We start from the raw sequence: 20,273 nt of genomic DNA, 5'->3' as shown, positions 1-20,273 counted from the left end.
AATCACTACAAGCGGCCCTTTACACGCCGATCAAGGATAGACCATGACCCTGCCCGTGCTTGCCGAACTGCCTGCCATTCTCCTGCCGTTGGTCAGCCGATCCGAGCAGTCGTTCCGTACGGCTGTCGCCTCGCTTGAAGACGATCACGGCTTCTCCACCTGGACGCCAGAGCGCTGGGCGCAATTCGCCCGCGTCACCGCAGCCAGCGAGTTTGTCATTGAACAGAGCGTTCGTGACCCTTTGATGTTGCTGTCGCTGGTGCAGTCCGGCGAGCTGGACCGGCCGTATGCAGCGGGTGAACTCTGCGCGCAGATTGCCGCCGTGGTGAACGCCGCCGAGAGCGAAGATGAACTCGGTCGCGTACTGCGCCGTCAGCGCACCCGGCATCAGGTGCGCATCATCTGGCGCGACCTGACCCGTCAGGCCGATCTGGTGCAGACCTGCCGCGACCTCTCGGACATGGCCGACGCGACCATCGACCAGGCCTATCAATGGCTGTACAGCCGCCATTGCCAGCAATTCGGCACGCCGACTGGCCGGCGCAGCGGCCTGCCGCAGCAAATGGTTGTTCTCGGCATGGGCAAGCTTGGCGCGGTCGAGTTGAACCTGTCTTCCGACATCGATCTGATCTTCGCCTACCCCGAAGGCGGCGAAACCGTTGGCGTGAAACGTGCGCTGGATAATCAGGAATTCTTCATCCGCCTCGGTCAACGCCTGATCAAGGCCCTCGATCCGATGACTGTCGACGGCTTTGTGTTTCGCGTCGACATGCGCCTGCGGCCGTACGGCTCGTCCGGCGCGCTTGTGCTGAGCTTCAATGCGCTGGAGCAGTATTACCAGGATCAGGGCCGAGACTGGGAACGCTACGCGATGATCAAATCGCGGGTGGTGGCCGGCGATCAGGTTGCTGGCGCGCAATTGCAGGAGATGCTGCGCCCGTTCGTCTATCGACGTTATCTGGACTTCTCGGCCATCGAAGCGCTGCGCACCATGAAGCAGCTGATCCAGCAGGAAGTCCGCCGTAAAGGCATGGCCGACAACATCAAGCTCGGCTCCGGAGGCATCCGCGAAGTCGAGTTTATTGCCCAGGCTTTTCAGCTGATCCATGGCGGGCGCGACTTGAGCCTGCAGCAGCGCCCTCTATTAAAGGTGTTGAGCACGCTGGAAGGGCAGGGTTATCTGCCGCCGGCGGTGATCAGCGAGTTGCGCGAAGGCTACGAATTCCTCCGTTACACCGAACACGCGATTCAGGCCATCGCCGACCGCCAGACCCAAATGCTCCCGGATGGCGCTCAGGATCAGGCGCGCATCGCCTTCATGCTCGGTTTCGCCGACTGGGAGGCTTTCCACGAAAAACTGATGTTCTGGCGCGGCCGCGTGGCCTGGCACTTTGCGCAGGTGATCGCCGATCCCGATCAGGACGAAGGCACCGAAAGCGAAGTGGTGGTCGGCGGTGAATGGCTGCCGCTGTGGGAAGAGGCGCAGGACGAAGAGGCCGCGTGCCGGCAGTTGGAGGAGGGCGGCTTCGCCGACGCGCCCAAGGCGCTGAAAGCACTGGCCGGTTTGCGCAACAGTCCGCAGCTGCGGGCGATGCAGCGCTTGGGCCGTGAACGTCTCGATGCGTTTATCCCGCGCCTGCTTGCGCAAGCGGTCGAGCATGACAACCCGGATCTGGTCCTTGAACGAGTGTTGCCGCTGGTTGAGGCGGTTGCCCGTCGTTCGGCTTATCTAGTGTTGTTGACGGAAAATCCCGGCGCGCTGCGCCGTTTGCTGACGCTGTGCGCGGCGAGCCCGTGGATCGCCGAACAAATCACCCGTTTCCCGCTGCTGCTCGACGAATTGCTCAACGAAGGGCGTCTGTTCAAGCCGCCATTGGCGCCGGAACTCGCTGCCGAATTGCGCGAGCGCCTGACACGGATTCCCGAGGACGACCTCGAACAACAAATGGAGGCCCTGCGCCATTTCAAACTGGCGCACCGCTTGCGCGTCGCCGCCTCGGAAATCGCCGGCAGCCTGCCGTTGATGAAGGTCAGCGATTACCTGACCTGGCTGGCCGAGGCGATTCTCGAGCAGGTGCTGGCCCTGGCCTGGCGCCAGACCGTCGCCAAGTACGGCACGCCGCTGCGCACCGATGGCACCTTGTGCGATCCCGGCTTCATCATTGTCGGTTACGGCAAAGTCGGCGGGATCGAGTTGGGGCATGGTTCGGATCTGGATCTGGTATTTATCCACGACGGTGATCCGCAGGCGGAAACCGACGGGGCGAAGCCGATTGATGGCGCGCAGTTCTTTACCCGGCTGGGGCAGCGGATCATCCACTTGCTGACCGCGCAGACCAACTCCGGCCAGCTCTATGAAGTGGATATGCGCTTGCGACCATCCGGTGCGTCCGGGCTGTTGGTCAGTTCCCTCGGTGCGTTTGCCCGCTATCAGGAAAATGAAGCATGGACGTGGGAGCATCAGGCGTTGGTGCGTGCGCGGGTGCTGGTGGGCAGTCAGGATGTTGGTCAGGCGTTCGAGAAAGTCCGCGCTCAGGTATTGGGCAAGGCGCGGGATCTGGCCAAGCTGCAACAGGAAGTCAGCGAGATGCGCGCGAAGATGCGCGACAACCTCGGCAGCAAGAGCACGGCGGCCGGTACGGCGGCAAATGCCTTCGACGCCACGGCGCCGTTCGATCTCAAGCAGGACGCCGGAGGTATCGTCGATATTGAATTTATGGTGCAATACGCGGCTCTGGCGTGGTCGCCAAGCCACCCGCCATTGCTGCGCTGGACCGATAACATTCGCATTCTGGAAGAGCTGGAACACGAAGGGCTGATGCCTGCCGAAGATGCCAGTCTGTTGCGCGAGGCCTATAAAGCCTACCGCTCCGCCGCCCACCGGCAGGCCTTGCAGAAGGACGCCGGGGTGATTGCAGGCGACCAGTTTGTCGAAGAACGGCGACAGGTTTTGCGGATCTGGAAGGAGTTGGGGCTAAGCTGATCCACAGAATTGTGGCTGATGCGAAACCCTGTAGGAGTGAGCCTGCTCGCGATAGCGGAGTATCAGACAACATCAATGTTGAATGTAACGACCCCATCGCGAGCAGGCTCACTCCTACAAATAGATCTGCGCTGAATCGCAGATGTTGGACCGAATGCAAAACCCTGTGGGAGCGGGCTTGCCCGCGATAGCGGAGTATCAGACAACATCTATGTTGGATGAACGGCTTCATCGCGAGCAGGCTCACTCCTACAGTAGATCTGCGCTGAGTCGCAGTTATGTGAATAGATGCAAAACCATGTGGGAGCGAGCCTGCTCGCGATAGTGGAGTGACAGTCGACAATCATGTTGAAGGTAATGACCCATCGCAAGCAGCCCCGCTCCCTCAGTGATTCTCGAGGCGGGGAGGCGTAAATGCCTCCCCGGTTCGTTTTTGGAAACCACATGAATATTCTGATCGTTGGGCCCAGTTGGGTCGGTGACATGGTGATGGCGCAGACACTGTTTCAGTGTCTCAAGCAACGCCACCCGCAATGCGAAATCGACGTGCTGGCCCCCGAGTGGAGCCGGCCGATCCTTGAGCGCATGCCTGAAGTGCGCAAGGCCTTGAGCTTTCCGCTCGGCCATGGCGCGCTGGAATTGGCGACCCGCCGACGCATCGGCAAATCCCTGCGCGGCCACTACGACCAGGCGATCCTGTTGCCGAACTCGCTGAAGTCGGCGCTGGTGCCGTTCTTCGCCGGCATCCCGAAACGCACGGGCTGGCGCGGCGAATTCCGCTACGGTCTGCTCAATGACGTGCGCACCCTCGACAAAGAACGCTATCCGCTGATGATCGAGCGGTTCATGGCCCTGGCTTACGAGCCGAACGCCGAGCTGCCGAAACCCTATCCGCGCCCGAGCCTGCAAATCGACCCGGTCACCCGCGAGGCCGCGCTGGCCAAATTCGGCCTGACCCTCGACCGCCCGGTGTTGGCCCTGTGCCCCGGCGCCGAGTTCGGTGAATCCAAGCGCTGGCCGTCCGAGCATTACGCCAAAGTCGCCGAAGCGCGGATCCGCGAAGGCTGGCAGGTCTGGCTGTTCGGTTCGAAGAACGATCATGCGGTGGGCGAAGACATCCGCGCGCGGCTGATTCCCGGCCTGCGTGAAGAGTCGGTCAACCTCAGCGGCGGCACTTCGTTGGCCGAAGCCATCGACCTGATGTCCTGCGCCGATTCCGTCGTCTCCAACGACTCCGGCCTGATGCATGTTGCCGCTGCGTTGAATCGCCCGTTGGTGGCGGTGTATGGCTCGACCTCGCCGGGCTTCACGCCGCCGTTGGCCGAACACGTCGAAGTCGTGCGTCTGGGCCTTGATTGCAGCCCGTGTTTCGACCGTACCTGCCGTTTCGGCCATTACAACTGCCTGCGCCAGCTGATGCCGGACGCGGTCAACGATGCCTTGCAGAAATTGCAGGGCTCTGTGGTCGAGGTTCATTAAGTTGCGGGTATTGCTGATCAAGACTTCATCGCTGGGCGACGTGATTCACGCGTTGCCGGCGCTGACCGACGCGGCCCGGGCGATCCCCGGGATCAAGTTCGACTGGGTGGTGGAAGAAGGCTTCGCCGAGATTCCGACCTGGCACCCGGCCGTCGACAAAGTGATTCCGGTGGCGATCCGTCGCTGGCGCAAAAACCTCTGGCAAACCATCACCAGCGGCGAGTGGAAACGCTTCAAACAAAGCGTGCGCGCGAACAAATACGACTTGGTGATCGACGCCCAGGGCCTGCTGAAAAGCGCCTGGCTGACCCGTTACGTCAAAGCCCCGGTGGCCGGCCTCGACAAGGGCTCGGCCCGCGAGCCGATGGCGGCGCGATTCTACGACCGTAAACTGGCCGTGGCCCGTGGTCAGCACGCCGTCGAGCGCGTGCGGCAGTTGTTCGCCATTGCGCTGGGTTACGACCTGCCCAAAGGCCTGGGCGACTATGGCCTCAACGTCGAGCGTCTGGTCGAACTGCCGCGCAAGAACGCGTTCGTGGTGTTCCTGCATGGCACAACGTGGGACACCAAGCACTGGCCGGAAGCTTACTGGCGCGAACTGACCGAGCGCGTCGGTTACCTCGGCGTCGGCGTCAAACTGCCGTGGGGCAATCCGCAAGAGAAGGCCCGTGCCGAGCGTATCGCCGCCGGCTTCAAACACGCCGAAGTCTTGCCGAAACTGAATCTGGCTGGCGTCGGCAAAGTCCTCGCCGGCGCGCAAGCCTGCGTGGCGGTGGACACCGGTCTCGGTCACTTGGCCGCCGCGCTGGACGTGCCGACCATTTCGCTGTTCGGCCCGACCAACCCGGGCCTGACGGGCGCTTACGGCAAACTGCAGATTCATCTGGCCAGCGACTTCCCGTGTGCGCCATGCCTGCAAAAGAAATGTACCTATCAACCGACCGCGCAGGATGCCCGTCAGTTTGACCTGAAGCGTGAACAGCCTCTGTGCTTCACGCGTCTGAACCCCGAGCGTGTCGCCAGCCGACTGAGCACGTTGTTAATGGCTGAGGAGCTGCGCTGATGCAATTGGCATTCGTCCTGTACAAATATTTCCCGTTTGGTGGCTTGCAGCGCGACTTCATGCGCATCGCCCTCGAATGTCAGAAGCGCGGCCATCAGATCCGTGTCTACACGCTGATCTGGGAAGGCGACGTGCCGCCCGGTTTTGAAGTGCTGGTGGCGCCGGTCAAGGCGTTCTTCAATCATCGTCGCAATGAAAAGCTCAGTGCGTGGATGGCAGCGGATCTGGCCAAGCGTCCGGTGGATCGCCTGATCGGCTTCAACAAGATGCCGGGGCTGGACGTCTATTACGCCGCCGACGGCTGCTTCGAAGACAAGGCGCAGAACCTGCGTCACTCGCTTTACCGTCGCTGGGGCCGTTATCGCCACTTCGCCGAATACGAGCGCGCGGTGTTCGCCAAAGACGCGAAAACCGAAGTGCTGATGATTTCCGAAGTGCAGCAGCCGCTGTTCATCAAGCATTACGACACCCCGTTGGAGCGCTTCCACCTGCTGCCGCCAGGCATTGCCCAGGACCGTCGCCGCCCGGCGGATGCCGATGACATTCGCGCCGGTTTCCGCGCCGAATTCAACCTCAAGGACGATGACCTGCTGCTGGTGCAGATCGGCTCGGGGTTCAAGACCAAAGGCGTTGATCGCAGCCTGAAAGCGCTGGCCGCACTGCCTGCGGATTTGAAGAAACGCACCCGGCTGTTTGTAATCGGCCAGGATGACCCCAAATTGTTCCAGATGCAGAGCGCGACTTTGGGCTTGGGCGACAACGTAACGTTCCTCAAGGGCCGCAGCGATATTCCGCGGTTCCTGCTCGGCGCCGACCTGTTGATCCACCCGGCCTACAACGAAAACACCGGTACGGTATTGCTCGAAGCCTTGGTCTCCGGCCTGCCGGTGCTGGTCAGCGCGGTCTGCGGTTACGCCCACTACATTGCCGAGGCGGATGCCGGGCGAGTGCTGGACGAGCCGTTCGATCAAGCGCAACTGACCCAATACCTGACCGACATGTTGAACGACGACGCTGCACGCGCGGCCTGGAGCCGCAACGGTCTGGCCTTCGCCGAGACGGCCGACCTTTACAGCATGCCGCAGCGCGCGGCCGATGTGATTCTGGCGGAGCACGCTTAAATGAAGTTGATGCTGGCTGAACCGTTCAAGAGCCTCTGGGCCGGACGCGACCCGTTCGCCGAAGTCGAGGGCTTGCAGGGCGAGGTTTACCGCGAGCTGGAAGCCCGCCGGACGCTGCGCACGGAAGTCGATGGCAACGGTTTCTTCGTGAAGATTCACCGCGGCATCGGCTGGGGTGAAATCTTCAAGAACCTGCTGACCGCCAAACTGCCGGTACTCGGCGCGGGTCAGGAGTGGAAAGCGATCCAGCGTTTGCAGGAAGTCGGCGTGCCGACCATGACCGCCGTGGCGTATGGCGAAAAGGGCAGCAATCCGGCGGATCAGCATTCGTTCATCGTCACCGAAGAACTGGCGCCGACCATCAGCCTTGAAGATTTCAGCATCGACTGGGCCAAGCAGCCGCCTGAGCCTACGCTCAAGCGCGCGCTGATTGCTGAGGTGGCGCGCATGACCGGCATGATGCACCGCGCCGGAGTCAACCACCGCGACTGCTACATCTGCCACTTTCTGCTGCACACCGACAAACCGGTCACGCCGCAGGATTTCAAGCTCTCGGTAATCGATCTGCACCGCGCCCAGACTCGTCCCAACATCACTCAACGCTGGCGCAACAAGGACCTGGCGGCGCTGTATTTTTCCGCGCTGGACATCGGTCTGACCCGTCGCGACAAGCTGCGTTTCCTCAAAGGCTACTTCCAGCAACCGCTGCGCCAGATCCTGGCTGAAGAAGCGCCGCTGCTGAACTGGCTGGAAGGCAAGGCCAACAAGCTCTATGCGCGCAAGCAGCGTTACGGGGATGCGCTCTGATGGCGGGTTGGACTCTTGAGCCGCAGTACAGCGATCTCGCCGAAGACTTCGGCAGCCTCCAGGCGGTATTCGCCCTGCAAGGCGAGCGGCTGACCCGCGATCCGTTGTCCGAAGTCATTCGCGTGCAGCGCAACGGCGTCAACTATTACGTCAAGCGCTACGTCGGTGCCGGCAAGGGCTTGCGCCGCTACCTCGGCAAGCCGCGAGTGAAGATGGAGTGGCAAAACCTCAAACGCTTCGCCAAGTGGGGCATTCCCACCGCTGAAGTGGTGGCCTGGGGCCTGGAGCGACGCGGTGCGGCGTACGACCGTGGGGCGATGATCACCCGCGAACTGCCGCATACCGAAGACCTCGCGGCCTTCGCCGAGCGCAAGGATCCCAAACTCAAGGATCGCGCCTGGGTCGATGGCATCAGCCGGCAGTTGGCGGGTTACACCCGAACGATGCATGATCAGCGCTTTACCCATAACGATCTGAAATGGCGCAACCTGTTGATCGACGATCAGGCGCGCGTGTTTCTCATCGATTGCCCCAACGGCGAGTTCTGGCGCGGCTTCTGGCTGAAGTATCGGATCACCAAGGATCTGGCCTGTCTCGACAAACTCGCCAAATATCACCTGTCCAATACCCAGCGCCTGCGTTTCTATATGCAATACCGCCAGTGCGATCGGCTGAATGTGGCCGACAAGAAACGGATTCGGCACGTGGTGAGATTTTTCGAGGGACGTGAATGACTGATTTTCTGGCCGAAGAAGACCGTACGCTGCTTGAGCGTCACGGTCTGGGCACTTTTGACGCGCTGTGGGCCAAGCAGCTTGAGGCGGTGGACGAGCCCAATACCGCCCGTGGCGGCTGGAGCAGCGTCTTTCGTCTGGATCTGGAAGGCCAGGGGTACTACCTCAAGCGCCAGAGCAATTACCTGACCCGCACCTTGCACGCGCCGTTTGGCGAGCCGAGCTTTGCTCGCGAGTTTCGCAATATCAGTCGCTATCGCAAGCTGGGTATTCCCGCGCTGCAAGCGGCATTTTTTGGCGAGCGCAAAGTCGATGGCGAGGTCAGGGCTATCCTGTTGACGCGCGCGCTGGATGGCTGGAACGATCTGGAGTCGCTACTGGCGCGCTGGCCACAGCTCACCCCTGCACAGCAATCGGCGATTCTCAAAGCCTGCGGGTTGCTCGCGCGGCATCTGCATGGCGTGCGTCAGGTGCATGGCTGTTTCTATCCAAAACACATTTTTCTGCAGGCCAGCGGTGACGGGTATCAGGCGCAATTGATCGACCTGGAAAAAACCCGGCCACTGTTGTTCGGCATGCGTGACCGGATCAAGGATCTGGAGCCGCTGCAACGCCGGGCTCCGGAGTGGAGCGAGGCGCAGTTGCGTGAATTGCTCGCGGCTTATCTCGACCAGCCGACCGACAGCTCGTTGCTCGACAGCTGGCTCGCCCGGCTGACCGCGCGCCGTAGTCACAAGGAGACCCGCTGATGCAATTGTCCGAGCTGGCCGCTGCCGGGCGCACCCCGCAATTGCCGCTGACAATAACGCTGGCCGATGCGGCCGGCACTGCCGACTTACAGTTGCTGAGCTTGTTGCGTGTCCTGCCGGGGCAGCGCTACGTCGGTGCCGGCGTCTGGCGTGGGCGTCCGGTGCTGGCCAAATTGCTGGTCGGCAGCAAGGCGGCCCGGGATTTTCAGCGAGAGCTGGAAGGCGTGCGCTTGCTGGCAGCTCAAGGCCTGACGACTCCGTTGCTGCTGGCTGATGGTCTGAAGAACGGTGAGGGCGGCTGGCTCCTGTTCGATTTTCTTGAGGGCGCTGAAAGCCTCGGCGACGCCTGGACGAAAGTCGAGGCGCTGCCGATGTTGGCGGATGAGCAATCCGCGGTGCTGGCCGAGGCGCTGGGTGCGATTGGCCAGTTGCACGGTAAAGGGCTTTGGCAGGAGGACCTGCACCTGGACAATCTGCTGCGTCACAGCGGACAGTTGTATTTGATCGATGGTGCGGGCATTTGTGTCGAAACCGCCGGACAGCCGCTGTCACGGCAGAAAGTCCTGGAAAATCTCGGTGTGTTTTTCGCCCAGTTACCCAAGGCGCTTGAACCGTTCACCGAAGAACTGCTGGTGTATTACTTGCTGAGCAACAGCGAGCACGCGCTGCCGCTGGAAGCCTTGCAGAAACAGATCGACAAGGTACGTCGCTGGCGCCTGAAGGATTACCTGATCAAGGTTGGTCGCGAATGCACGCTGTTCAGCGTTCGCCGTGGAGCCTTTGGTCTGCGCGCGATCCGTCGCGAGGAAGAGACGGCGATGCTGCCGGTGCTGGGGCAGGCCGATCAGTTGCTGGACAAGGGGCATCTCTACAAGACCGGCGGCGCCGCGAGCGTCGGCAAGGTTGACGTGGAGGGACGCACGCTGGTGATCAAACGCTACAACATCAAGGGCTTCGCCCACTGGCTCAAGCGTTTCTGGCGCCCGAGTCGTGCCTGGCATTCGTGGCGTGAAGGCAATCGTCTGGCATTTCTGGGGATCGCCACGCCCAAGCCGTTGGCGGTGCTGGAAAAGCGCTTTTTGTGGCTGCGCAGCCGTGCCTATCTGGTCACCGAGTTTCTGTCGGGGCCGGACATCATCGAGCGCTTTGCGCCGTATGTGGATAGTGGCGATGCGCCGGAAGCGGAGTTGCAGGCGCTGGATCAGTTGTTTGCCCGGTTGATTGCCGAGCGCATCAGTCATGGCGACTTCAAGGGCCATAACCTGTTCTGGCAGAACGACCGCTGGGCGCTGATCGATCTCGATTCGATGTGCCAGCACGGCTCGGTGAACACCTTTTCAGGTGCCTATGCGCGGGATCGTGCGCGCTTCATGCGTAACTGGCCGCAGAGCAGCGCTCTGTACCAGGTGATCGATCAACGCTTGCCTAAAGACATCTCCAGCGCTGCCTGAACTCTTCAGCCCCTCTGTAGGAGCTGTCGAGTGAAACGAGGCTGCGATCTTTTGATTCTGTTTTTCGAGATCAAAAGATCGCAGCGTGCCGCAGCTTCTACATGGATGCTGTGCGGCATTTAGCGATGAGAACTCCCTGCCTTGTAAATAGAGGACAAGATCCACTGAATTGTCCTACAGCTTCATCAGAAGCCATGAACTGTGCCCGCTTCAGTCCCGGTGCTAGTTTGCCTGACGACAATGGAGGGCAACTTTTGATGATCAAAAAGGCTGTGATGCTGGGCGTTTTTTCATGGGGTTTATCAGGCTGTGGCAGTGTCCTGACTGTGTTGCAGGATGATGCCGATGTCGCCCGGGACATGCGCAAGCAAAAAACCTACTGCCAATCCATTCCGCGTGTTTACAGCGGTCTGGCCTACGACTTCTGCGTACTGAACGCACCGCCAGATCCCAGTGGATTCCTGGTGCCGTTCGTCTTGCTTGATCTGCCATTGTCAGGTGTGGCCGACACGATTGTGCTGCCCTATTCGATTTATCGTCAGGCGACTGACGGCAATCTCGGTATTTACTGGCGCAAGAGCGGTTATTGAACCCGCAGGCAAGGTTTATCGGATCCATTCGCCCTGGGGCAATTCGCACAGGGTAATTCCCATCACGTTTACGCTATAATCCCGCCCTTTAGCTGTTCCTCGCCCTTGGCGAGGGCACATCAATTTTCAAGGCGCATCGCGCCTGCATGCAGACTAAAGAGGCTAGACCCCTGTGGCATTGACGATTCTTGGCCTGTCCGGCGCCCTTAGCCATGATCCTTCAGCGGCCTTGTACATCGACGGCAAGCTGGTGGCGGCGGCTGAAGAAGAGCGCTTCGTACGCGATAAGCATGCAAAAAACCGCATGCCCTACGAGTCGGCGAAGTTCTGTCTTGAGCAGGCCGGTATCAAACCGTCCGACGTTGACGTGGTAGCGATCCCGTTCGCTCCGATCAGTCTGTTCGGCAAGGCCCGTTGGCAGTACGCCAAACGTTACTGGTACGCCCCGGACCGCGCACTCGACGCGATCCTGATGGGTAACCGTCGTTATAAGCGCTATCGCAACAAGATCGTCTGGTGCCTGGAGCAATTGGGTTTTGATCCGAAGAAGATCAAGATCGAACCGGTTGAACACCATCTGGCCCACGCTTCCAGCGCTTACCACTGCTCGGGTTTCAAAGAAAAAACCGCGATCCTCGGTATCGACGGCAAGGGCGAGTACGCCACGACCTTCTTCGGTTATGGCGAAAACGGCAAGATCCACAAGATCAAGGAATTCTTCGATCCGGACTCCCTCGGCGGCCTTTACGGCGCGATCACCGAGTTTCTCGGTTTCGATATGCTCGACGGTGAGTTCAAGGTCATGGGCATGGCGCCGTACGGCGACGCCAGCAAATACGATTTCTCGCGTCTGGCTTCGTTCGAAAACGGCGAACTGGTGATCAACACTGACTACGCCAACGTGATCGGTCTGCGTCGCTACAAGGAGAAGGGCAAGGGTTACTACTTCTCACCGAAGCTGATCGAATGGCTGGGTCCGAAGCGCGAAGGCGACATCGCCGACGAGCCTTACATCCACTACGCCGCAAGCATTCAAGCGCTGTTCGAAAAAATTGCGCTGCAGATGATCGACCACTATCTGGGCGACGTGCTTAAGGAAACCGGCAAGCTGGCCTACGCTGGCGGCTGTGCGTTGAACGTCAAGCTCAACCAGAAAATCATCGCTCGCGACGACGTCAAAGAGCTATTTGTGCAACCGGCGTCCGGCGATGCCGGTACTGCGGTCGGTGCTGCGGCTTATGTATCCCACGCCCGTGGCGTGCCGGTCGAGAAGATGGAACACGTCTACCTCGGCCCGTCGTACAGCAACGAAGATGTGATCGCCGCTTGTGCCCGTCACGAGAACAAGCCAGCCTGGCGCAAACTCGACAACATGCCGGAGCAGATCGCCAAAATCATGGTTGAAGGCAATCCGGTGGCCTGGTTCCAGGGACGCATGGAGTTCGGTCCGCGCGCACTGGGCGGTCGCTCTATCATTGGCTGCCCGAGCGTGGCCGGTGTGGCTGATCGTATCAACCACCAGATCAAGTTCCGCGAGCGCTGGAGGCCTTTCTGCCCGTCGATGCTCGACACCGTCGCGCCACAGATGATCAAGATCGATCACCCGGCGCCATTCATGACCTTCACTTTCGAAGTGGCTGAAGAGTGGAAAACCCGCGTGCCGGAAGTCGTCCACGAAGATGGCACTTCCCGGGCCCAGGTGCTCAAGCGCGAATATAACCCGCGTTACTACGACATGATGAAGGCGCTGGAAAACCTGACCGGCAACGGCGTGTCGCTGAATACCTCGCTCAACCGTCGTGGGGAGCCGATGATCTGCTCGCCGACCGACGCGCTGAACATGTTTTTCGGCTCCGATCTGGAATACTTGATCATGGAAGATATTCTGGTCGTAAAAGAGGGTGTAAAAGGATACGGACTTGACTGAAACACTGATCAGCGTCGTGATTCCCGCTTACAACTATGCGCGAACCTTGCCTCGTGCAGTGGAGTCGGTATTGGCGCAGCTGGATGATGCGACGGCAGATCTTTTGGTCATCGACGATGGGTCGACGGACGAAACGCCCGAGGTAGTAGAGAAACTTCTGCTCAAGCACGGCGGGCGTTTTCGTGCATTGCGCAAAAGCAATGGCGGGCTGTCTTCAGTTCGAAATTGGGGGCTTGAAGAGACGACGGGGCAGTACCTGATATTTCTCGATTCCGATGACGAAATGGCCCCCGGTGCTTTGGCTGCGTTGTCGCAACACATTGCCAGCAATCCTCAGAGCCTGATGGTCATCGGTGCGCACTGGTCAGTGTTCGCTGACGGCAGACGCAGCTTGCAGGCAGCCAAGCCGTTGCATTCGACTCCCCGTCAGCGTTTGCAGGGTTATCTGCTGGACAAGACCGTATCGATTTCCAATGGTGCCTGCGCGATGCATCGCGATGTATTCGCTGCGGGTAATTACCCGGAACATCTACGCAACGTCGAAGACCTGCCGGTGTTTGCCCAGGTGCTGGCGCGTTTCCCTTGCACCGTTCTCGATCAGCCTCTGGCATTGATCTACAAGCATGCCGACAGCATGCGCCACGATTTGCGCCAAAGTCTTGCTGCGGGCACGGAGCAGGTCGTCAGCGAAGTGTTTTCCAGTCGGCGCATGCCGGCAGAGATGCAGGATTTGCGTCAGGCATTTCTGGCGCAGCGCTGCCTGTCGCTGTTTCGCGATTGCTATTCCCACGGCGAATACGCGTTGGCTAAAGGCTTTTATTTTCAGGCGTTGCGTGCAGACTGGCGCACGTTTTCGCGCTGGTCTTACACTCGCAAGGCTTTGCGGTTGTTGTTTCGGTAAGCGGTTCGCGAAAGCATGCGCGTACCACGTAACGGGTGTCATTGAGGTGGCTGAGTGAAAGGTACGGGCGTTAAAGTGGCAACTCGAGTCTCCAGAATCATCGATGAATACCCGGTATGGCTGGCTTTCCTGGGCAGTGTGCTGTTATCGCTGATTGCGGTCATGGGTACCGCGACAGTCGGGCGAGATGCCGCGCTGTATATCGATATTGCACAACAAGTCACCGAGCATGGGCCCAATGTAGCCTGGGCTTCCTTCGACTGGCCGTGGTTTTCCTTTCTGCTCGCCGGCACGCATCTGATCCTGCATCTGCCCTTGGAACTGAGCGCCTATCTTTGGTGTGGTCTCTTCTTCGCCGGTACCAGTGCATTGATGGTGGACTGCGTACGTCAGCGTTCTGCGCACGTCACCCGCTGGGCGTGTCTGGTGGTGCTGGCAATGCCAGCGGTCAATGCCTTTCGAAATGACATCATCCGTGAATGCGGTTTCTGGTTTTTCTGCACGCTAACGCTGTGGCTCGCGTTGCGCTGGCAGGCTCGCGGCGGCTGGTTGCGTGCAGCGCTGATCCATCTGGCTATTGTAGCGGCGGCGTTGTTCCGACTGGAGGCCTTGCTGCTGGTGCCGGCCCTGGCACTGTGGCAATTGCCTAGCCTGTGGTCATCGACCCGGCGCGTGCAATTCCTTCAGTTCTCGTTACTGCCGATTCTGGGTTTGTTGATCGTCTCGGTGTCAGGTGTGCTTCTGTCTGCGCGCGTGATGCTTTATCTGGACATGATTGCGCCCCATAGCGTGCTGTCCTCGTTTCAGATGCTGTGCGATCAATTTGCCAATTCGCTCATCAATAAATACTCCCAGGATGAGGCTGGCAGGATCATTTTTTTCGGCATCCTGGCGGCCATTGCCATCAGCTTTGTGAAATTGATGGGGCCTTTTGCGGTGCCGTTCATCCTGCGCCGGAACTGGGGGGTACTGGGCATCTACTGGCGCGACTATCGTCCCTTTGCCTGGGCGGCGCTGCTGTATCTGGTGGTGTTGGTGCTGTTCTTTCTCAAGCAACAGTTCATGAATGCCCGGTATCTGAGTTTCTTGAACCTGTTGGTTGTGCCTGTGCTGGCGCTGGGGCTGGCGGCGTTTGTTCGCGAGTTCCCGCGCTGGGGCAAGTGGCTGGTTATCGTGGGCTTATTGGTGATGCTGTCGAACGTCATCTCCACCGGGGCTGGCAAGACCCACTATGTCGAGGCCGGGCGCTGGATGTCCTCCCATGTCGAGCCGGGTGCACCGACGTACTTCGGGGACGGGCGGATCAGCTATTACGCCGGTCGCGGATACGTGTTGCCCGTTCTGACCCAGGAAGAGGCGATGTCTGCGGCCCATGCCGGCGACTATCGCTATTTCGTGGTTGAGGCAAAGGGTGACGAACCCTGGCTGAAGGGATGGCTGGAGGCGCACAAGTTGCGCATCCTCGAGCACTTTTCCAATCGCAAAGGTGCGACGGTGGTGGTCATCGGCCGCTAAGGTTCAACCCAACAGCGGACGCAGGCGCGAGATCAGTGGCGCTTGCCGGTTGCTCGGCAGGGCCTGCCGGTAGCCTTCGATAAAGGTGTCGCCAGCGTCCTGGCCCAGCAACCATTGACGATCTTCTTTATAGCGCAGCAAGTGAGCGAAGTTGCGCAGGCGTTTGCTGTCGCTGAGTGCGCGCCTCTGGCAGCGCAGGTCGGCGATGTCGATCAGGCCCAGTTGGTTATCGGGGGTGAGCACGACGTTGCCAAAGTGCAGTGATCGAAAATACACGCCTTTTTCGTGCAGTTGAGCGAAATATCCGCCCAGTTGGAACCTCAACGAATCATTCCCTTTGCTGCTGTCTTGCAACTGGCGCACGGTATCGCCGGCCAGCGGGCTGTAATAGACGCCATCGCGCTCGATGCTCGGAATGCGATACACCGCGATGACGGTCGGACAGAGAATGCCGCGCTGCTCCAGTGCCCGGGTGTTGTCGGCAAAGCGCTGCGCATAGGGGTAGAACAGCGCCGAACTGAGCAGCCGCTTGCGACGGAACAGCTTGAGCATGCGTCCATCGGCCAATCTGAGCACCTTGTCGCCGGAACCGTCGGCTTCCAATACGTGTGCACCTTCGCGCAGTGCCTCGTAAGTGCTGTGGTCAATCGATTGCATGTCTGGCTCCCCATCATTAGCGGGGTATCTTAACCGACTTGGTCAAAGGCTGGCTTGCAGTCATGTTTATCGGGGGAAAAACGCGTGTGATATCATCCCCGCCTCACTGAATTGTGCGGATCACCATGAGCAGTCCTGAACCGAAAGCCCAGTCAACGCTGGCGATCTATTTCCGCCTTTTGGCTTACGTGCGGCCTTACGCCGGTCTCTTCCTTCTCAGCATCGTCGGGTTTCTGATCTTCGCATCGACTCAACCGATGCTCGCTTACATCCTCAAGTACTTTGTTGATGGCCTGGCCAACCCAGAGGCCAGCCTGTTTCCGGGCAACCCTTATCTGGGCAAGTTGCAATTGCTCGAAACCGTGCCGCTGATGATCGTGTTCATTGCGCTGTTGCAGGGCGTGGGTTCGTATCTTGGCAACTTCTTCCTGGCCCGGGTTTCCCTGGGCCTGGTGCATGACCTGCGGGTCGTGCTGTTCAACAAGTTGCTGGAGTTGCCCAACCGGTTCTTTGACAAGAACAACTCCGGCCACCTGATTTCCAGGATCACGTTCAACGTGACGATGGTCACCGGCGCTGCGACTGACGCGATCAAAGTGGTCATCCGTGAAGGCATGACCGTGATTTTCCTGTTCTGCACCCTGTTGTGGATGAACTGGAAGCTCACGCTGGTGATGGTGGCTATCCTGCCGGTCATCGGCATCATGGTGAACAGCACCAGCAAGAAATTCCGCAAGCAAAGTAAAAAGATCCAGGTGTCGATGGGCAACGTTACGCACGTCGCCTCCGAGACGATTCATGGTTATCGCGTCGTGCGCAGTTTCGGCGGCGAAGTCTACGAAAAAGACCGCTTTCGCGACGCCAGCCAGAGCAATACCGACAAGCAACTGACGATGACCAAGACCGGCGCCGTCTACACGCCGATGCTGCAACTGGTGACGTACAGCGCCATGGCCGTGGTCATGTTCCTTGTGCTGTACCTTCGCGGTGATGCATCGCCGGGCGATCTGGTGGCTTACATCACCATGGCCGGTCTGTTGCCAAAGCCTATTCGCCAGCTCTCCGAAGTCAGCTCGACCATTCAGAAAGGTGTGGCCGGTGCCGAGAGTATTTTCGAGCAGCTCGATGAGCCGGCAGAAGTCGATCAAGGCACGGTCGAGCGCGATCGCCTTGATGGCCGACTGGAGGTGCGCAATCTGAGCTTCCAGTACCCGGACACCGACAAAAAGGTGCTCAACGACATCAGCTTTGTCGTCGAACCTGGGCAAATGGTTGCTCTGGTCGGCCGTTCCGGTAGCGGCAAGTCCACTCTGGCCGGGCTGATCCCGCGTTTTTATCAGCATGAACACGGGCAGATTCTGCTCGATGGCGTAGAAGTGCAGGATTTCACCCTGCGCAGTCTGCGTCGCCAGATTGCGCTGGTGACCCAGGCGGTGACGTTGTTCAACGATACCGTGACCAACAACATCGCTTACGGCGATCTGGCCGGCGCGCCTTTCGAGGAAGTCAAACGCGCGGCGTCCGAGGCCTATGCCGACGAGTTCATCGTCAAGATGCCTCAGGGCTATGAAACCATGGTCGGCGAGAACGGTGTGCTGCTGTCCGGTGGCCAGCGTCAGCGCATTGCTATCGCCCGGGCCCTGCTCAAGGATGCGCCACTGCTGATTCTCGACGAGGCCACTTCTGCACTGGATACCGAGTCGGAGCGGCATATTCAGGCAGCGCTGGACCATGTGGTGCAGAACCGCACGACGCTGGTGATCGCGCACCGCTTGAGCACCATCGAGAAGGCCGATCTGATTCTGGTCATGGACGAAGGCCGGATCGTCGAGCGCGGCACCCACACACAACTGCTGGAGCAGAACGGCTATTACTCGCGCCTGCATGCCAAAGAGTTTGAAGAGGGTGACGAGCTGCAGCCGGCCCACGTGACCAACGTATGCTGACGGTGTTTCGCAGCTTTCGTGAACGTGGCTGGACCGAAATTGACCGGGACGCCTACGCTCAAGCCTGGCGGCGTTTCGGTGGCAGCTTTGCGACGCATCCCGAGGTGGTTGAGCGACTGTCGACATTCGTCGGGATCGAGCTGCGCTATCTGGGCTGGATCGTTGATGGTGAGGTGGTTGCCGCGATCCCTTGCTGGGGGCGGCACGTGGCCTTGTCCAAGGAAGTCCTCAAGCGCGAAGGCAAGCGCGGCTTGCTCGACATGGGCAATGCGGAAATCATCCTGCCGATCGCGCCGGATGTCGTCGTGCCGGTTCGCCAGCGCATGGCCTATGTTTCCCAGCTCAATGCCGAGCAGATCAGCACCCTGAAACCGCAACCGGAGGGCCTGGCCCTGGCCCGGCTGCCGGAAGAGTATTCGAAGAAGTTTCGCTACAACCAGCGTCGCGAACAGCGTTTGCTGGAGGAGGCGGGTGGGGCGCTGGTGCCGATGGCGGAGTTTTCTCCGGCAGAGCAAGCGCAGGCATATGCCGATCTGTTCGAGCGTCGCTGGGGCTTTGCGGTGCCAGGCAAGGCCGGGCTCGTCGAGGTCTTCACGTTGTTGCGCGAGTTCATGACCGGTTCTGTTGCCATGCTTGAGTCGGCGCCGGTGGCGATTCAGGTTCTGTACCGTGTCGAGGCGCCGCAATGGGTGTCGCTGGAGTACATCAACGGTGGCGTCGACCCGCAGAGTCGCGAGTTCAGCCCCGGCAGCGTACTGAGTTTCGTCAACACCCAGCAGGCCTGGGCTGACGCGCAGGCGCTGGGCAAGCCGCTGCGTTATTCATTCGGTCGTGCCGACCGTGAATACAAGGATCGCTGGTGCCACACGGTGCCGGTCTACAAGGTCTGACCCCATGAGCGCTCGCAAGCAACAACTTCTCAAGGCCCATCGCCGCAGTAAGCGTCTTTTCCTCGTTGCCTTTCTGCTGGCGCTGTTGCTGATCGGGGTGTTGATTGGCTGGTGGTTGCTGCCGTTGTTGCTGGTGCTGGCCTGGGTCGCCCACGAAGCGTGGTTTGCCGATCATCTGTTCTATCGGCCCGGCGACGATTATCAATACGTGTTTCCTGCGGACGCGGCGCGTCAAGCCGTGAGTCTGGATGGCGACGTGGTGCGTTTGAGCGAACCGCTGGCGCCGGGCGAGACGCTGGTACTCGAACTTGAGTTGAAGGCCAATTGGCTGGGGCGCTGGCTCGATCCCCATGTTCAGGTGGGCGATGATCGTCAGGACTTCGAACGTGGGGTCAAAGGTCGGCGCTTCCTTAATCTTTCCGGGCAGGCAGACGCATTGGCTCAAGGCGCACTGGCGCTGCGTGGCGGATACTGCACGACGGCGCGCACGGGCACTTTGTGGGTGATGGCCAACCCTGACTACAGCCGCCAGCGCGTGATGGTCATTGCGCCTCACGCCGATGATGCGGAGCTTGCGGCATTCGGTCTTTACAGCCGTAGCGAAGACGCCAGTATCGTCACTCTCACCCAGGGTGAGATCGAGGCCGAAGACTTCCAGCGTCTGGGCCTCGATCAAGCCGCAGCCGCGCGCTTGAAGGGGCGCCTGCGCAGTTGGGACAGTCTGGTGATTCCCCTGTGGGGTGGTGTGCCGGCAGAGTGTTGCGTGCAGTTGGGTTACTACTGCCTGCAATTGCCGGCAATGGCCGCCGAGCCGACCCAGGCGTTTGGCTCACGCGAGTCGCTGGAAAACGATGTGCGCAGCGTGCGCCGCCACAACCCGCTGACCTTGCCTGGTGACATTGACGGGCAGCCGACCTGGCAGAATCTGATCGGCGACCTGACGGCCCTGCTGGAGCACTATCGTCCAGAAGTGCTGGTGACACCGCACCCGGAACTGGACCCGCATAGTGATCACGTCGCCGCTACTCAGGCGCTGCTTGAGGCCGTTGGCCGCAGCAGCTGGAAGCCGACGACTCTGTTGATGTACGCCAATCATCTGCATGACAACGACCGCTGGCCGATGGGGCCGGCCGGTGCCGGCATCGCGCTGCCGCCGGCCATCGAACCTTTGCCGGCCGATCGTTTGTGGAGCCCGCTGCTGTCAGCCGACGTGCAACTGGACAAGGCCATGGCGCTGGCCATGGAGCACGACTTGCAGGGCGGGCAAGTGTTCAAGCGGCAATTGCGCCGCTGGATCCAGCAGGGACTGGCGGGGCGCCGCTGGCCTGTCACGGGTAGTAACGAATTTTTCCGCAAGGCTGTCCGACGCCACGAATTGTTCTGGGTGCGCGACCTTTCAGATTGAGGCGGACGGCGCTTTACCCTGTGTTAATATCGCGCCCCTGTTCATTTTGTATGTG

Annotated in this window: 16 protein-coding genes; 15 read left to right on the top strand and 1 reads right to left on the bottom strand. The window is 60.1% G+C overall.

The window, feature by feature from the left end; all coding sequences use genetic code 11:
- Positions 1–43: 43 nt before the first annotated feature.
- The 12 genes from glnE to JFT86_RS03955 all read left to right on the top strand — a co-directional run bounded on the left by glnE (position 44) and on the right by JFT86_RS03955 (position 15,320).
- Entirely contained in the window at positions 44–2,983 is a 2,940-nt protein-coding gene (gene glnE, locus JFT86_RS04010) for a bifunctional [glutamate--ammonia ligase]-adenylyl-L-tyrosine phosphorylase/[glutamate--ammonia-ligase] adenylyltransferase (RefSeq protein ID WP_201235839.1), read from the top strand.
- A gap of 444 nt (positions 2,984–3,427) precedes the next feature.
- Entirely contained in the window at positions 3,428–4,462 is a 1,035-nt protein-coding gene (waaF, locus tag JFT86_RS04005) for a lipopolysaccharide heptosyltransferase II (protein ID WP_201235838.1), read from the top strand.
- Position 4,463: 1 nt separating this feature from the next.
- Positions 4,464–5,525, top strand: coding sequence for a lipopolysaccharide heptosyltransferase I (waaC, locus tag JFT86_RS04000; RefSeq protein ID WP_201235837.1), 1,062 nt, complete (start codon positions 4,464–4,466; stop codon positions 5,523–5,525).
- Positions 5,525–6,646 carry a glycosyltransferase family 4 protein gene (locus JFT86_RS03995; RefSeq protein ID WP_201235836.1) on the top strand — a complete coding sequence of 374 codons (1,122 nt, stop codon included), beginning with the start codon at positions 5,525–5,527 and terminating at the stop codon, positions 6,644–6,646. The genes waaC and JFT86_RS03995 overlap by 1 nt, the downstream gene beginning before the upstream one ends.
- On the top strand, positions 6,647–7,453 hold the full coding sequence (gene rfaP / locus JFT86_RS03990; RefSeq protein ID WP_201235835.1) for a lipopolysaccharide core heptose(I) kinase RfaP: 807 nt from the start codon (positions 6,647–6,649) through the stop codon (positions 7,451–7,453).
- Positions 7,453–8,187, top strand: a complete 735-nt coding sequence (locus JFT86_RS03985; RefSeq protein ID WP_201235834.1) for a lipopolysaccharide kinase InaA family protein — start codon at positions 7,453–7,455, stop codon at positions 8,185–8,187. The genes rfaP and JFT86_RS03985 overlap by 1 nt, the downstream gene beginning before the upstream one ends.
- Positions 8,184–8,936 (top strand): lipopolysaccharide kinase InaA family protein, encoded by a 753-nt coding sequence (locus tag JFT86_RS03980; protein WP_201235833.1) that lies wholly within the window; start codon positions 8,184–8,186, stop codon positions 8,934–8,936. Before JFT86_RS03985 ends, JFT86_RS03980 begins: the two co-directional genes overlap by 4 nt.
- Positions 8,936–10,387 carry a lipopolysaccharide kinase InaA family protein gene (locus tag JFT86_RS03975; RefSeq protein WP_201235832.1) on the top strand — a complete coding sequence of 484 codons (1,452 nt, stop codon included), beginning with the start codon at positions 8,936–8,938 and terminating at the stop codon, positions 10,385–10,387. Before JFT86_RS03980 ends, JFT86_RS03975 begins: the two co-directional genes overlap by 1 nt.
- Before the next feature lie 254 nt (positions 10,388–10,641).
- Positions 10,642–10,977, top strand: a complete 336-nt coding sequence (locus JFT86_RS03970; protein WP_201232254.1) for a YceK/YidQ family lipoprotein — start codon at positions 10,642–10,644, stop codon at positions 10,975–10,977.
- A gap of 172 nt (positions 10,978–11,149) precedes the next feature.
- The gene (locus tag JFT86_RS03965; RefSeq protein ID WP_201235831.1) at positions 11,150–12,904 is read left to right on the top strand and encodes a carbamoyltransferase; all 1,755 of its coding nucleotides are present in this window, start codon (positions 11,150–11,152) and stop codon (positions 12,902–12,904) included.
- Positions 12,897–13,805 (top strand): glycosyltransferase family A protein, encoded by a 909-nt coding sequence (locus JFT86_RS03960; protein ID WP_201232089.1) that lies wholly within the window; start codon positions 12,897–12,899, stop codon positions 13,803–13,805. Before JFT86_RS03965 ends, JFT86_RS03960 begins: the two co-directional genes overlap by 8 nt.
- A 54-nt stretch (positions 13,806–13,859) precedes the next feature.
- Positions 13,860–15,320 carry a hypothetical protein gene (locus JFT86_RS03955; RefSeq protein WP_201235830.1) on the top strand — a complete coding sequence of 487 codons (1,461 nt, stop codon included), beginning with the start codon at positions 13,860–13,862 and terminating at the stop codon, positions 15,318–15,320.
- A 3-nt stretch (positions 15,321–15,323) separates the two neighbouring features.
- On the opposite strand, the gene JFT86_RS03950 is transcribed toward JFT86_RS03955, so the two are convergent.
- Positions 15,324–15,977: a lipopolysaccharide kinase InaA family protein gene (locus JFT86_RS03950; RefSeq protein WP_201232090.1), complete on the bottom strand. Its 654-nt coding sequence runs from the start codon at positions 15,975–15,977 to the stop codon at positions 15,324–15,326.
- Between the two features lie 125 nt (positions 15,978–16,102).
- On the opposite strand from JFT86_RS03950, the gene msbA reads away from it, so the two are divergent.
- The 3 genes from msbA to JFT86_RS03935 are packed head-to-tail and all read left to right on the top strand — an operon-like array spanning position 16,103 to position 20,218.
- Positions 16,103–17,923: a lipid A export permease/ATP-binding protein MsbA gene (gene msbA, locus JFT86_RS03945; RefSeq protein WP_201235829.1), complete on the top strand. Its 1,821-nt coding sequence runs from the start codon at positions 16,103–16,105 to the stop codon at positions 17,921–17,923.
- Positions 17,917–18,813: a GNAT family N-acetyltransferase gene (locus JFT86_RS03940; protein ID WP_201235828.1), complete on the top strand. Its 897-nt coding sequence runs from the start codon at positions 17,917–17,919 to the stop codon at positions 18,811–18,813. The genes msbA and JFT86_RS03940 overlap by 7 nt, the downstream gene beginning before the upstream one ends.
- Positions 18,814–18,817: 4 nt before the next feature.
- The gene (locus tag JFT86_RS03935) at positions 18,818–20,218 is read left to right on the top strand and encodes a PIG-L family deacetylase (RefSeq protein WP_201232093.1); all 1,401 of its coding nucleotides are present in this window, start codon (positions 18,818–18,820) and stop codon (positions 20,216–20,218) included.
- Positions 20,219–20,273: the final 55 nt, after the last annotated feature.

The sequence above is a fragment of the Pseudomonas sp. TH06 genome, assembly GCF_016651305.1.
Lineage (GTDB): Bacteria > Pseudomonadota > Gammaproteobacteria > Pseudomonadales > Pseudomonadaceae > Aquipseudomonas.
Note: the sequence above shows the minus strand (reverse complement) of the source record. Positions and strands in the feature narration are given on the sequence as shown.